Consider the following 14,412-nt stretch of genomic DNA (forward strand, 5'->3'; position numbering starts at 1 on the left):
CGAAACAGTCTTGAGCAACACTTCGCGCATTGAGCTGCTAAGCCCGCGCCTCGCCAACCAGATCGCGGCAGGCGAGGTGGTCGAGCGGCCAGCGTCGGTGATCAAGGAGTTGCTGGAAAACAGCATCGACTCCGGCGCCAAGCGCATTGACGTCGACGTTGAATTGGGCGGCGTCAAGCTGCTGCGGGTGCGCGACGACGGTAGCGGGATTTCCTCCGACGACCTGCCGCTGGCCCTGGCCCGTCACGCCACCAGCAAGATTCGCGACCTGGAAGACCTTGAGCGAGTGATGAGCCTTGGGTTTCGTGGTGAGGCCCTGGCTTCCATCAGCTCCGTGGCTCGCCTGACCCTGACGTCCCGCACCCGCGACGCCGATCAAGCCTGGCAGGTTGAAACCGAAGGTCGCGACATGGCGCCCCGAGTCCAGCCGGCTGCGCATCCGGTGGGCACCTCGGTGGAAGTGCGCGACCTGTTCTTCAACACCCCGGCCCGGCGCAAATTCCTCAAGGCCGAAAAAACCGAATTCGATCACTTGCAAGAAGTCATCAAGCGCCTGGCCCTGGCCCGTTTTGATGTGGCTTTCCACCTGCGCCATAACGGCAAGACCATCCTCAGCCTGCATGAGGCCCATGATGATGCGGCCCGTGCCCGGCGTGTCTCGGCTATCTGCGGCGCGGGGTTCCTGGAACAGGCGCTGCCGATCGAGATCGAGCGCAATGGCCTGCGCCTTTGGGGTTGGGTGGGTTTGCCGACCTTCTCCCGTAGCCAGGCAGACTTGCAGTACTTCTTTGTGAACGGCCGGGCGGTGCGCGACAAACTGGTGGCCCACGCGGTGCGCCAGGCGTATCGCGACGTGCTGTTCAACGGGCGGCATCCGACGTTTGTGCTGTTTTTCGAGGTCGACCCGTCGGTGGTGGACGTTAACGTGCACCCGACCAAGCACGAAGTGCGCTTCCGTGACGGTCGCATGGTTCACGACTTCCTTTATGGCACGCTGCACCGCGCCTTGGGCGATGTGCGCCCCGATGATCATCTGGCCGCACCGATTGTCACGGCTGTCGTCCGTCCTTCGGGGCCGGAAGCCGGTGAGTTCGGACCCCAGGGCGAAATGAGCCTGGCGGCCAACTTGCTGCAATCGCCGCAAGCCCAGCCGAGCTATACCTCTCCAGGCTCAGGCTCAGGCGCCGGCTATCAATACCAATACACGCCGCGCCCGCAATCAGCGTTGCCAGTGGCCGAAGCCCAGGCAGCCTATCGCGAGTTTTTCGCGCCGCTGCCCGGTGCCGAGTCGGGGGCTGCCGCCTTGCCGGAAGGCCAGGGCGACGTGCCGCCGCTGGGTTACGCGTTGGCCCAGCTCAAGGGCATCTACATCCTTGCGGAAAACGCCCATGGCCTGGTGCTGGTGGACATGCACGCCGCCCACGAGCGGATCATGTACGAGCGCCTGAAGATCGCCATGGCCAGCGAAGGCCTTAGTGGCCAGCCGCTGCTGGTGCCGGAATCCCTGGCGGTCAGCCAGCGCGAGGCCGATTGCGCCGAAGAGCACGTCAGCGTATTCCAGAAACTGGGCTTTGAGCTGCAACGCCTGGGCCCGGAAACCCTGGCTATCCGCCAGATCCCGGCTTTGCTCAAGCAGGCCGAGGCCAACCGGCTGGTGGCTGACGTACTGGCGGACTTGATGGAATACGGCACCAGCGACCGTATCCAGGCTCACATCAATGAACTGCTCGGTACCATGGCCTGCCACGGCGCCATCCGCGCCAACCGCCGGCTGGCCCTGCCGGAAATGAACGGTTTGCTGCGGGACATGGAAAACACTGAGCGCAGCGGCCAATGCAACCACGGCCGACCGACCTGGACCCAGATGGGCTTGGACGATCTCGACAAACTGTTCTTGCGCGGCCGTTGATGAGTGCCTTGCCCCCCGCGATCTTCCTGATGGGCCCGACGGCCGCCGGCAAGACCGACCTGGCCATCGAGCTGACCAAGGTCTTGCCGTGCGAACTGATCAGTGTCGACTCTGCACTGGTTTACCGGGACATGGACATCGGTACCGCCAAACCTTCAAAAGAGCTGCTGGCGCAGTATCCGCACCGGTTGATCGACATCATCGACCCCCGCGAGAGCTATTCGGCGGCGGATTTTCGCACCGATGCCCTGGCAGCCATGGCCGATATCACCGCGCGGGGCAAGATTCCGCTGTTGGTAGGCGGCACGATGCTCTACTACAAGGCGTTGCAGGAAGGTCTGGCTGATATGCCGCCGGCCGATCCACAGGTGCGTGCCGACCTTGAGGGAGAGGCTGCGCGCCTTGGCTGGCAGGCCTTGCATGACCAGTTGGCCGCTGTGGATCCGGTTTCCGCCGCGCGGATTCATCCCAATGACCCCCAGCGCCTGACACGGGCGTTGGAAGTCTGGCGGGTCAGTGGCCAGACCATGACTGAACACAGGCTGAAACAAACTGCGCAAAGTGCTGAAGCAGGCGCCTCGGGACACTCACAATTGCCCTATACTGTGGCGAATCTGGCCATCGCTCCGACGGATCGCCAGGTGCTGCATGAACGAATTGCACAAAGATTCACAATTATGTTGGAACAGGGGTTTGTGGAGGAGGTCGTAGCACTGCGTTCAAGAGGTGACCTGCATGCGGGGTTGCCTTCGATACGTGCTGTAGGCTACCGCCAAGTCTGGGATCATCTGGATGGCAAGCTGACGTCAGCCGAAATGCAGGAGCGCGGCATCATTGCCACGCGCCAATTGGCGAAACGCCAGTTCACATGGCTGCGCAGCTGGACTGATTTACACTGGTTGGACAGTCTGGATTGCGACAATCTGTCACGCGCCTTGAAATACTTGGGAACGGTCTCCATATTGAGCTGAGTCCTTGCAATTGCCGTCTATCCTTGGGGGTGTGACGGCCATAAGCTATCTATTTTCCGATTTTTTATTATTGATCCTTAAAGGAGTGCGGCACATGTCAAAAGGGCATTCGCTACAAGACCCTTACTTGAATACTTTACGTAAAGAGAAAGTTGGGGTTTCCATCTATCTGGTCAACGGTATCAAGCTGCAGGGCACGATTGAGTCGTTCGACCAGTTCGTGATCCTGCTGAAAAACACCGTAAGCCAAATGGTTTACAAGCACGCTATCTCGACCGTAGTGCCGGTTCGTCCGATTCGTCTGCCTAGCGCAACCGAAGAACAGGGTGACGCCGAGCCTGCACCAGGTAACGCCTGATAGGAGTCTCCTTTGTTCTTTGAGCGCCACGGTGGTGGTGAGCGAGTAATCCTCGTTCACTTGGATGGACAGGACCCTGAGGCGCGCGAAGATCCGCAGGAGTTTCAGGAGTTGGCAAATTCGGCCGGCGCCGAGACCGTCGCGTTTTTTAACGTGCCGCGTCATCGGCCAACCGCCAAATTCTTGATTGGCAGCGGTAAGGTCCAAGAGCTGCACGACTTGGTCCATGCCGAAAAGGCCGATCTGGTGATTTTCAATCACATCCTCACGCCCAGTCAGGAACGTAACCTCGAACGAGTTTTCGAGTGTCGCGTGATCGACCGCACGGGTCTGATTCTCGATATTTTCGCTCAACGCGCCCGTACCCATGAAGGCAAGCTCCAGGTAGAACTGGCCCAGCTTGACCACATGAGCACCCGGCTGGTTCGCGGCTGGACTCACCTTGAACGTCAGGGTGGCGGTATCGGCATGCGTGGTCCGGGTGAAACCCAGCTGGAAACCGACCGGCGTCTGCTGCGGGTGCGCCTGCGACAGATCAAGGGCCGCCTGGAGAAGGTGCGCAGCCAGCGCGAACAATCGCGACGTGGCCGTATGCGTGCGGATATCCCGACCGTTTCCCTGGTGGGCTATACCAACGCCGGCAAATCCACGCTCTTCAATAACGTGACGAAATCGGACGTGTACGCGGCCGACCAACTGTTTGCGACCCTCGACCCGACCTTGCGCCGTCTGGAACTGGACGACCTGGGGCCGATTGTCCTGGCCGATACCGTGGGTTTCATTCGTCACTTGCCCCACAAGCTGGTCGAGGCATTTCGGTCTACGCTCGAAGAGTCGAGCAATTCCGACCTCCTGCTGCACGTAATCGATGCGGCTGAGCCGGATCGCATGTTGCAGATTGAACAGGTCATGGTGGTGTTGGGTGAGATTGGTGCCCAGGACTTGCCCATCCTCGAGGTCTATAACAAACTCGATTTGCTTGAAGGCGTTGAGCCACAAATCCAGCGCGACGAAAACGGCAAGCCCCAGCGGGTCTGGCTGTCGGCGCGTGATGGCAGTGGCCTGGAATTGCTTGAACAAGCCATTGCCGAGCTGTTGGGCAGCGATTTGTTTGTTGGCACCTTGCGCTTGCCTCAGCGTTTTGCTCGACTGCGTGCACAGTTTTTCGAGCTGGGCGCGGTACAGAAAGAAGAACACGACGAAGAAGGTGTCAGCTTGCTGGCCGTTCGAATACCGCGCACGGAGCTGAATCGGCTAGTCAGCCGGGAAGGTGTTGTGCCGGCGGAGTTCATCGAACAACACACTTTGCAATAAAAGCCTGAAAAAGCGGTTGTGCCGCTGTGACAGGCATTCTGTAGCATTGGTCGGCGCGCCGTGGGTGCGTCTTTGCTTTATCAGATGGAGAGCGCTATGGCTTGGAATGAGCCGGGTGGCAACTCGAATAATCAGGATCCTTGGGGTGGTAAACGCCGCAATAATGGCGACCGCAAGGGGCCACCAGATCTCGACGAGGCCTTCCGAAAGCTGCAGGAAAGCCTGAATGGGTTGTTCGGTGGTGGAAAAAAACGTGGTGGTGACGAAGGCGGTCGTACGAGCAAGGGCGGTGGTTACGGCTTGCTTGGCATCGGCCTCGTCGTGCTGGCGGCCGTTTGGCTGTACAGCGCCGTCTATGTAGTGGACGAGCAGGAGCAGGCCGTGGTGCTGCGCTTCGGCAAATACTACGAGACGGTCGGCCCCGGCCTGAACATCTACTTCCCGCCGATCGACAAGAAGTACATGGAAAACGTCACGCGTGAGCGTGCCTACACCAAGCAGGGCCAGATGCTGACCGAAGACGAAAACATCGTCGAGGTGCCGCTGACCGTGCAGTACAAGATCAGCAATCTGCAGGACTTCGTGCTGAACGTTGATCAGCCGGAAATCAGCCTGCAACAAGCGACCGAAAGTGCCCTGCGTCACGTGGTGGGTTCCACCGCAATGGACCAGGTGCTGACCGAGGGTCGTGAATTGATGGCCAGCGAGATCAAGGAGCGCCTGCAACGGTTCCTCGATACCTATCGCACCGGTATCACCGTAACCCAGGTCAACATACAGAGCGCAGCCGCACCGCGTGAAGTACAGGAAGCCTTCGATGATGTGATCCGTGCCCGTGAAGACGAGCAGCGTTCGCGCAACCAGGCTGAAACCTACGCCAACGGCGTGGTGCCGGAAGCCCGTGGTCAGGCCCAGCGTATCCTTGAAGATGCCAACGGTTACCGCGACGAAGTGGTTTCCCGCGCCAAGGGTGAGGCAGATCGCTTCACCAAGCTGGTGGCCGAGTACCGCAAGGCACCCGAAGTCACCCGTGAGCGTCTGTACCTGGACACCATGCAGGAAGTGTTCACCAACACCAGCAAGGTTCTCGTGACCGGCAGCAAGGGCGGGCAGAACAATCTGCTGTACCTGCCGCTGGACAAGATGATCGAAGGTGGTCGTAGCAGCACCAGCGCACCGGCCTCCGGTTCAACTGCCGCTGCCAACGAAGCGAGCGCCCGTGCGGCCGCTGACTTGCTGCAACAGCAAACACGTACCAGGGAGAGTCGTTGATGAGCAATAAATCGCTGACCGCCCTGATTGTGGGCGTCGTCGTGGTCATCGCTGCCTGGAACTGCTTCTATATCGTGTCTCAGACCGAGCGCGCGGTGTTGCTGCAATTCGGTCGCGTGGTCCAGGCAGATGTCCAGCCGGGCCTGCATGTGAAAGTCCCCTACGTCAACCAGGTGCGCAAGTTCGACGGCCGCCTGATGACCCTGGATGCACCGACACAACGCTTCCTGACCCTGGAAAAGAAAGCTGTGATGGTTGACGCCTACGCCAAGTGGCGCGTCAAGGACGCCGAGCGCTTCTACACCGCGACCTCCGGCCTCAAGCAGATTGCTGACGAGCGTTTGTCGCGCCGTCTGGAATCGGGCCTGCGTGACCAGTTTGGTAAACGCACCCTGCACGAGGTGGTATCCGGTGAACGTGATGCGCTGATGGCTGACATCACGCGTTCGTTGAACACGATGGCGGAAAAAGAACTGGGCATCGAAGTGATCGACGTTCGGGTCAAGGCTATCGACCTTCCGAAGGAAGTGAACCGTAGCGTGTTCGAGCGTATGAGCACCGAGCGTGAGCGTGAAGCTCGTGAGCACCGCGCCAAGGGTAACGAACTGGCAGAAGGGATCCGTGCGGATGCCGATCGTCAGCGTCGCGTACTGTTGGCAGAAGCTTATCGTGAGTCTGAAGAGGCTCGTGGTGATGGTGACGCTCAAGCCGCGTCGATCTACTCCAAGGCGTATGGCCAGGACCAGGAGTTCTACGCGTTCTACCGTAGCCTGCGTGCCTACCGTGAAAGCTTCGCGAACAAAACCGACGTCATGGTGCTGGACCCAAGTAGCGATTTCTTCCGCTACCTGGAAAAGTCCAAGTAACCCACATGTAGTCTGAGAATCACTCCGTCGGGCGGCTAAAATGCCGGGCGGGGTGATCCTTTCAGAAAACGGGTGTATGATGCGGCAGCCGGGAAATTCCCGGCTTTTTTGCGTCTGCATGTTTGATTGTGGTTTTGCTCCGCAGGCGCCACAGGTTTTTCGAGGAAAGTGCCCGACGAGGCCGATTGTTGGTCGTTCGTCACGTCGCTCTTGCGCGTGGTTTATGCAGGGGCCGGGTATTTTCTGCTTCACTCAAGGCTCGCCCGAGGGCTGGCCGCCCGGATCATAGGGGAATGGCGTAATGGCAACGGTAGACCGCTGGCTGCTGCCAGATGGCATCGAAGAAGTACTGCCACCAGAAGCTGCGCGCATTGAAATCGCGCGCCGCCAGGTGTTGGATCTGTTCCAGAGCTGGGGTTACGAGTTTGTCGTGACCCCCCATATCGAGTACCTGGAATCCCTGCTGACCGGCGCGGGCCAGGACCTGGATCTGCGCACCTTCAAGGTCATCGACCCGCAATCGGGCCGGCAAATGGGTTTTCGTGCCGACATCACGCCGCAAGTCGCGCGCATTGATGCGCACACCCTGCGTCGCGAAGGGCCAAGTCGGCTGTGCTACGCCGGCAGCGTGCTGCATGCTCAACCGCGTGCCTTGTCGTGTTCCCGTAGCCCGATCCAGCTGGGCGCCGAGTTGTACGGCGATGCGAGCCCGAGCAGTGACGTGGAAGTCATCAGCCTGATGCTGGCCATGCTGCAACTGGCCGATGTGCCGGATGTGCACATGGACCTCGGGCATGTCGGCATCTACCGCGGCCTGGCCCGTGCGGCCGGTTTGTCGGGTGAAGTGGAACAACAGTTGTTCGATGCCCTGCAACGCAAGGCCATCGATGAAGTGATCGCCCTGACGGCGGGCGTGCCTGCTGACCTGGCCGGCATGCTGCGTGCGCTGGTAGGCCTGTGTGGCGGCCGTGAAGTACTGACCGCCGCCCGTGATCGTCTGGCGAACGCGCCGGCTGATGTATTGGCGGCCCTGGACGACGTGGTGGCGATTGCCGAGCAGTTGTCTGCGCGCTTCCCGCAGTTGCCGCTGTACTTTGATTTGGGTGAGCTGCGCGGCTACCACTACCACACCGGTGTGGTGTTCGCGGTGTTTGTCCCGGGTGTTGGTCAAGCCATCGCCCAGGGCGGTCGTTATGACGATATCGGCGCCGACTTCGGTCGCGCCCGTCCGGCGACCGGCTTTTCCACCGATTTGAAAACCCTGGTGACCCTGGGGCGTGCTGAGGTCGTGCTGCCGTCTGGTGGCATCTGGATGCCCGACAGTACGGACGCGGCACTCTGGCAGCAGGTTTGCCAGTTGCGCAGTGAGGGTCAACGTGTGGTCCAGGCCTTGCCTGGGCAGCCATTGGCCGCCGCCCGTGAAGCGGACTGCGACCGGCAATTGATTCTGCAGAACGGGCTTTGGCAAGTATCGCCACTGGCTTCTTGAGTTTTCCTGCCGGCCGCTGCCGGCACCAAGTTTGCGCGAATGAGGACAAGTGTTATGGGTAAGAATGTCGTAGTCCTGGGCACCCAATGGGGTGATGAGGGCAAAGGCAAGATCGTTGATCTGCTGACCGAACATGCTGCCGCCGTAGTGCGCTACCAAGGTGGCCACAACGCTGGCCACACCCTGGTCATCGATGGCGAAAAAACCGTCTTGCACCTGATTCCGTCGGGTGTACTGCGCGAAGGCGTGCAGTGCCTGATCGGCAACGGCGTGGTGGTTGCACCTGACGCCCTGCTGCGCGAGATCACCAAGCTGGAAGAGAAAGGCGTACCCGTGCGCGAGCGCCTGCGTATCAGCCCTTCCTGCCCGCTGATCCTGTCCTTCCACGTTGCGCTGGATCAGGCCCGTGAAAAGGCCCGTGGCGAGCTGAAGATCGGTACTACCGGTCGCGGTATCGGCCCGGCCTACGAAGACAAGGTTGCACGTCGTGGCCTGCGTGTGGGCGACCTGCTCAACATGCCGCGCTTTGAAGACAAGCTGCGTGAACTGGTGGATTACCACAACTTCATGCTGGTGGGTTACTACAAAGAGCCGGCCATCGAGTTTGAAAAGACCCTGGCTGAGTGCAAGGAATACGCTGAGCTGCTCAAGCCGCTGATGCTGGACGTGACTGCCGAGCTGCACGACCTGCGTCGCGCTGGCAAAGACATCATGTTCGAAGGCGCCCAGGGTTCGTTGCTGGACATCGACCACGGCACCTACCCGTACGTCACCAGCTCCAACACCACCGCTGGCGGCGTTGCGACCGGTTCGGGCGTTGGTCCGATGTTCCTGGATTACATCCTCGGCATCACTAAGGCGTACACCACGCGTGTGGGTTCGGGTCCGTTCCCGACTGAACTGTTCGACGACGTTGGTGCGCACTTGGCCAAACAAGGTCACGAGTTCGGCGCAACTACTGGCCGTGCTCGTCGTTGTGGCTGGTTCGACGCCGTTATCCTGCGTCGCGCTATCGATGTGAACAGCATCTCGGGCATCTGCCTGACCAAGCTGGACGTACTCGACGGCCTGGAAACCATCAACATCTGCATCGGCTACAAAGATGCGCAAGGCAACGACGTTGCCCCAACCGACGCTGACAGCTACGTAGGCCTGCAGCCTGTGTACGAAGAAGTGCCGGGCTGGACCGAATCGACCGTGGGCGCCAAGACCCTGGAAGAACTACCAGCGAACGCTCGCGCTTACATCAAGCGCGTTGAAGAGCTGATCGGTGCGCCAATCGACATTATTTCGACGGGCCCGGACCGCAACGAGACCATCGTTCTGCGTCACCCGTTCGCTTAATAAGCTGTTGATGTAAAAAGCAAAGGGCTCCTTCGGGAGCCCTTTGTCGTTTCCGCCTGGTAAACGGCACGGCCCTTGCTATGGTTCTTTCTTTCGCGGTGCTATCAAATTAATGGCACCCGTGGTGGAGGGATTCCCAGTGTCTGCCGTTCTCTCATTGTTACAAAGCCGACTGTTGCGGCCCGTGTTCGTTACCCTAGGTATCGCTCTTTTGGTGCAAGTACTGGTGGCTGTCGCTCTGACCCGGAGCACGGTCACCGCCCTGGAAGCCGATTTAGACAATCGGCTGGGTGTCGACAGCCAAAAGCTTTCCGGTGAACTGGCCCAGGCCGGCAAGGAAGTCACCTCGAGTCTGGACAGCCTGTCTTCCAGTACTCGCCAGCGTCTCACCGCGGGGCTTTCCACGCGCCTGCAGGACGAGCAGAAGCAACTGCGTGCGACCCTGGAAAAAGACCTGAAGGACTCCGCCAACGATATGGCGCAACTGCTGGCCTCGGTGGCGCCCCGCGCCATGTGGGACAGCGACGTGCCGACGCTATCGGAATTTGCTCGGCGTGCCCAGCGCAATCCCAATGTGTTGTTCGTGGTCTACGACGATGCCACCGGCCAGCACCTGACGCGCTACCTGAACCGGGATAACCCGATTAACGCTGCGCTGCTCGAGAAAGGGCAGGGCGAGCGTGCCCTGGATAAGGTGTTGGATGCGGCGAAAAACGATCCGGCGGTCTACTACCTCGAGGCGTCCATCAGCCCCAATGGCGTGGAAATCGGCAAGGTCATCATGGGGGTTTCGACCGCTTCGGTGGACGTTGATCTGGCGGCGCTGGATAAGCGCTTCGCCGCGCTGATTGCCAGCAGTGATCAACTGGTGGGTGACAGCCTCAAAGGTGCCGCCGCTGACAGTGCTGCCGCCATGGGCGCGCGTTTGCAGTCGGCACAAGCAACCGCCACCCAGATGACCGCCAATACCACCAATGCTGTGCAAGAGGCGGCAGGTACCTTGCGCTGGCGCATCGGCATGGGTCTGGCGGTCGTAGGCTTTGGCGTGCTGTTGCTGATTGCCGTGGTGCTCGGGCGTCGGGTGGTCAATCGCCTGAAGCTGCTGATTGCAGCGATGGACGATCTGGCGGCAGGCGAGGGCGACCTGACCAAGCGCGTGCAGATCAACAGCCGTGATGAAATCGGCGACATGGCCTCAGCGGTCAATCGCTTTGTGGATAAGTTGCAGCCCATCGTGCGCGAAGCGGGTGATGTGGCCCAGCGTACCGGCGTGGAAATCGGCGCGATGACCCTGCGTAATGCCGGTGCCGATGCCGCCGCCGGCCTGCAGCGTGATGAGGTTGCCGAAAGCCTGCGGGCGCTGTCGCAAATGGCCGACGAGGCGCAGGCGGAAAGTCATGCGATGCAGGCGGCGTTGCAGCAGGTGGTGGATATTCGCCAGGCCACTGATGAAAACTCGCGTACGTCAGCCGAAGTCGGCAGCCTGATCGAGGCGTTGGCGGGGCAGGTGCAGGCGGGGTCCAAGGTGATCGAGCGTCTGGCGCAGCAGAGCGAGCAGATTGAGGTGGTATTGACGGTGATCCACGGGATTGCCGAGCAAACCAACCTGCTGGCACTCAACGCGGCGATTGAAGCGGCGAGAGCCGGCGAGACCGGCCGCGGTTTTGCTGTGGTGGCGGACGAGGTTCGCGCCCTGGCCAGTAAAACCCAGAGTTCTACCGGTGATATCCAGGCGCACATCGTGGCCTTGCAGCAAGGCGCCCGTGAGGCGGTAGAGACCATCGGCAAGGCCGGGCGTCAGGCCAGCGAAGGTTTGCTGGTGTTGCGCGATAGCGTGCGCCTGCAGCAGTCGGTGCAGGCCTCGGTGGAGCAGGTGCATGCAGCGATTGGTCTGGCGACGCGTGCGGCTGAGCATCAGGCGCAAGGCGCGCATGCGGTGCGTGGGCGGGTGGAGATCATTCATGCCCAGGCCGAGCGCGCGGCTCAGGCAGTGGTGGAGACTACCGCCAGTGGCAAGGTGCTGGATGGGTTGGCGGCGCAGTTGAAGGCGAGCCTGGGGCAGTTCCGGGCTTGATGTCGCCTGGTGCGGCCCTTTCGCGAGCAAGCCCGCTCCCACATTCGACCGAGTTCCACTTCTGGAATGCGAGTAAATGTGGGAGCGGGCTTGCTCGCGAAAGCTATTTCAGCGGCTCAGATACATCCGCGTCGTAAGCAGATACACCGGTAACCCCGACACCAGAATCAACAGCGCCGCGTACGGCGCGGCAGCCGCGAATTCCACATTCGAGGTATGCGCCCATACGGCAGTCGCCAGTGTGTTCAACCCAGTAGGGCTAAGCAGCAGCGTCGCCGTCAATTCCTTCATCGCATCCAGAAACACCAGCGCAAACGCCGCGCCCAATGCCGGAAAAATAATCGGCAGTGTCACCCGGCAAAATGCACTGAACGACGAAGCTCCCAGCGTTCTCGCGGCCTCTTCCAGCTGAGGTGCCGCCTTGTTCAGTGCCGTACGGATCGGCGCCTGGGCCAGCGGCAAAAACAGCAACGCATAAGCGATCAGCAACAACGCCGATGTCTGATACAGCGCCGGCACGTAATGCAGGGCGAAGTACACCAGCGTCAGCGCAATCACCAGGCCGGGCAGCGCGTGCAGCAGGTACGGCAGGCGTTCGGCCCACAGCGCGAGTTGACCCTTGTAGCGCACCACCAGCAAGCCCACCGGCACTGCAAACAACAGGCACAGTGCTGCGCCGCCCAGCGATAGTGCCAAGGAAGAAAGCAGCGCCTCGCTGATCTCGGCGACCGGAAACGCCGCCGAACTGCCCACTGCCAGCCAGTAACCGAGCATGCCCAGTGGAATACCGCTGCCAATGATTGCCAGTAGCAGGCAATACAACTGCCCCAGCGGCGCCCATTTGCCGAGCCGAACCTGCTCAGCATGCCGCGCCGCGCCCTGGCCGGTGCGCACATGCCGGCCTTTGCCGCGTACCCGCAACTCCAGCCAGAGCAGCGTCAGGCACATCACCAGCAGCACCGCCGAGAGCATCGCCGCATTGGCGTTACTGAATTCCAGCTCGAATTGCTGATAGATCGCGGTGGTAAACGTCTGCAGGCCGATGATCGACAGCGCGCCGAATTCCACCAGCATATGCAGGGCAATCAGCAGCGCCCCGGCCAGTAGCGATGGCCACAACAACGGCAAAGTGATGCGAAAGAACACGCCCCAGCGATTCAGGCCGAGGGTGCGGGCCGATTCTTCCAGGGATGGATCAAGATTGCGCAGGGTCGCCGCCACCGGCAGAAACACCAGCGGGTATTTGGACAGGGTCATCACCAGGATTGCCCCGCCCAGCCCCTCGAAATTGGCGCTCAACGAAACCCAGGTAAAGCTGCTGACAAACGCCGGCACTGCAAACGGCAGGCACAGGATCACTCCCCAAATACGCCGCCCCGGCAAGTTGCTGCGTTCCAGCAGCCAGGCCAGCGACAGGCCAATCACGCCGCAGGCCACGGTCACACCGACCATCAGCGCCAGGGTGTTGCGCAGCAGCCCGAACACATAAGGCCGCCACAGCAAATGCACCGCCTCGGCCCAGCCCGCTTGCCAGGCCTTGAGGCCGACATACGCCAGCGGCAACAGGCTCAGGCCTACCAGCAGCAGGACCGGCAATAACAACCAGATCGAAGGGCGTTTGCGTCTCGGCGTAAAACCCCCGCGCAAGGCGGGGGCGGGGAGCGATGGGTTCATCAGTTCAAGCCAACGTCACGTTCCAGTTCCAGGGCTTCTTCGGCGTTGCCCAGGTCGGCAGGGGTGACTTTCGGCGGTTGCAGCTCGCTGAAAGGCTTGAGGCCGCGGTTGGATTCCATGCCCTTGCGTAACGGGTATTCGGCGGAGGTGTTGGTGATCACCCGCTGGCCTTCTTCGCTGGCCATGAAGGCCAACAGTTGCTGGGCTTCCTTTGGGTGCTTGCTGGATTTCAATGCTGCTGCGGCAGACACGGTGATGAGGCCGCCGGCATCACCGTCGGTGAAGTAGTGCAGCTGCGAATCCAGGTTGGTTTTTTCTTTCTTCAGGGCGAACCAGTAGTAGTTGTTCACCAGGACGGTGGCGACTTCGCCATTTTCCACGGCTTTGAGCGCAACCATGTTGTTGCTGTAGACCTTGCCGAAGGCGCGCAGGCCGGTCAGCCACTCTTCAGCTGCTTCGCGACCGTGCAGCTTGATGATCGCCACGGCCTGTTCCTGGAAGGCGCCGCTGGTGGGTACGAAACCAACCTTGCCTTGCCATTCAGGGCCGGCGAAATCCAGCACCGATTTGGGCAGGTCTTTCTCGGCGATCAGTTTCGGGTTGAACGCCACGACGCGGGTGCGTGCGGTCACGCCCATCCAGGCGCCGTTGGCGGCCACGTATTCCTTGGGTAGAACGTCGAGGGTGCTGGCGTCGATGGTCGCCAGCAGGCCTTGCTCGCCGAGTTTATTCAGCGGCGGTGATTCTTCGGTGTAGATCACGTCGGCAGGGGAGCGGTCACCTTCTTCGACGACCTGGCTGGCCAGCTGGTTGCTGCTGCCCTTGCGCACATTGACGTGGATGCCGGTCTTGGCTTCGAAGGCCTTGGCAAGTTCATCGCCGACCTCCTTGTGTTGGCCGTTGTACAAGGTCAGTGCAACCTTGTCGGCAGAATAGGCAGCGGGCGAGAGCAGGGTCAGGCCGAGCAGAGTGATGGTCAGGCCACGCAGAAGGGATGTCTTGAGACGGGTATCGCGGATCATCATCCGGGGTGTTCCTCACTTGAGTGCAACAAATCGTTGCTAGGATAAACGATAAAGTTTCTCAGGTGCGGTCATGAGGCAAATCGGCCTGGAAGTTTTCAAACCCCGGAAACGCAAAA

General features: G+C 60.7%; 11 protein-coding genes. 9 read left to right on the forward strand and 2 right to left on the reverse strand.

Annotation, left to right across the window (positions count from 1 at the left end):
* Positions 1-10: 10 nt before the first annotated feature.
* The 9 genes from mutL to HBJ59_RS22735 all read left to right on the forward strand — a co-directional run bounded on the left by mutL (position 11) and on the right by HBJ59_RS22735 (position 11,597).
* Complete coding sequence (gene mutL / locus HBJ59_RS22695) at positions 11-1,909, forward strand: DNA mismatch repair endonuclease MutL (RefSeq protein ID WP_167664901.1); 1,899 nt, start codon at positions 11-13, stop codon at positions 1,907-1,909.
* Positions 1,909-2,880: a tRNA (adenosine(37)-N6)-dimethylallyltransferase MiaA gene (gene miaA / locus HBJ59_RS22700; protein ID WP_167664824.1), complete on the forward strand. Its 972-nt coding sequence runs from the start codon at positions 1,909-1,911 to the stop codon at positions 2,878-2,880. Before mutL ends, miaA begins: the two co-directional genes overlap by 1 nt.
* A gap of 94 nt (positions 2,881-2,974) precedes the next feature.
* Positions 2,975-3,238 carry an RNA chaperone Hfq gene (hfq, locus tag HBJ59_RS22705; protein WP_003217515.1) on the forward strand — a complete coding sequence of 88 codons (264 nt, stop codon included), beginning with the start codon at positions 2,975-2,977 and terminating at the stop codon, positions 3,236-3,238.
* Between the two features lie 12 nt (positions 3,239-3,250).
* Entirely contained in the window at positions 3,251-4,552 is a 1,302-nt protein-coding gene (gene hflX, locus HBJ59_RS22710; RefSeq protein ID WP_088425577.1) for a ribosome rescue GTPase HflX, read from the forward strand.
* Between the two features lie 96 nt (positions 4,553-4,648).
* Positions 4,649-5,824, forward strand: a complete 1,176-nt coding sequence (hflK, locus tag HBJ59_RS22715) for an FtsH protease activity modulator HflK (RefSeq protein ID WP_076018054.1) — start codon at positions 4,649-4,651, stop codon at positions 5,822-5,824.
* On the forward strand, positions 5,824-6,690 hold the full coding sequence (gene hflC / locus HBJ59_RS22720) for a protease modulator HflC (RefSeq protein WP_076018053.1): 867 nt from the start codon (positions 5,824-5,826) through the stop codon (positions 6,688-6,690). Before hflK ends, hflC begins: the two co-directional genes overlap by 1 nt.
* A gap of 301 nt (positions 6,691-6,991) precedes the next feature.
* Positions 6,992-8,179, forward strand: a complete 1,188-nt coding sequence (locus tag HBJ59_RS22725; RefSeq protein WP_167664825.1) for an ATP phosphoribosyltransferase regulatory subunit — start codon at positions 6,992-6,994, stop codon at positions 8,177-8,179.
* Between the two features lie 54 nt (positions 8,180-8,233).
* The gene (locus tag HBJ59_RS22730; protein ID WP_076018051.1) at positions 8,234-9,523 is read left to right on the forward strand and encodes an adenylosuccinate synthase; all 1,290 of its coding nucleotides are present in this window, start codon (positions 8,234-8,236) and stop codon (positions 9,521-9,523) included.
* Between the two features lie 139 nt (positions 9,524-9,662).
* Positions 9,663-11,597: a methyl-accepting chemotaxis protein gene (locus tag HBJ59_RS22735; protein WP_026078087.1), complete on the forward strand. Its 1,935-nt coding sequence runs from the start codon at positions 9,663-9,665 to the stop codon at positions 11,595-11,597.
* 108 nt (positions 11,598-11,705) lie between these two features.
* Here the strand turns inward: HBJ59_RS22735 and HBJ59_RS22740 are convergent, their stop codons facing one another.
* Together HBJ59_RS22740 and HBJ59_RS22745 are read right to left on the reverse strand one after the other, a co-directional pair.
* On the reverse strand, positions 11,706-13,271 hold the full coding sequence (locus HBJ59_RS22740) for an iron ABC transporter permease (protein ID WP_167664826.1): 1,566 nt from the start codon (positions 13,269-13,271) through the stop codon (positions 11,706-11,708).
* Complete coding sequence (locus HBJ59_RS22745) at positions 13,271-14,296, reverse strand: extracellular solute-binding protein (RefSeq protein WP_063033383.1); 1,026 nt, start codon at positions 14,294-14,296, stop codon at positions 13,271-13,273. Before HBJ59_RS22745 ends, HBJ59_RS22740 begins: the two co-directional genes overlap by 1 nt.
* Between the last annotated feature and the right edge of the window lie 116 nt (positions 14,297-14,412).

The organism is Pseudomonas sp. AN3A02 (assembly GCF_011765255.1).
Classification (GTDB): Bacteria; Pseudomonadota; Gammaproteobacteria; order Pseudomonadales; family Pseudomonadaceae; genus Aquipseudomonas.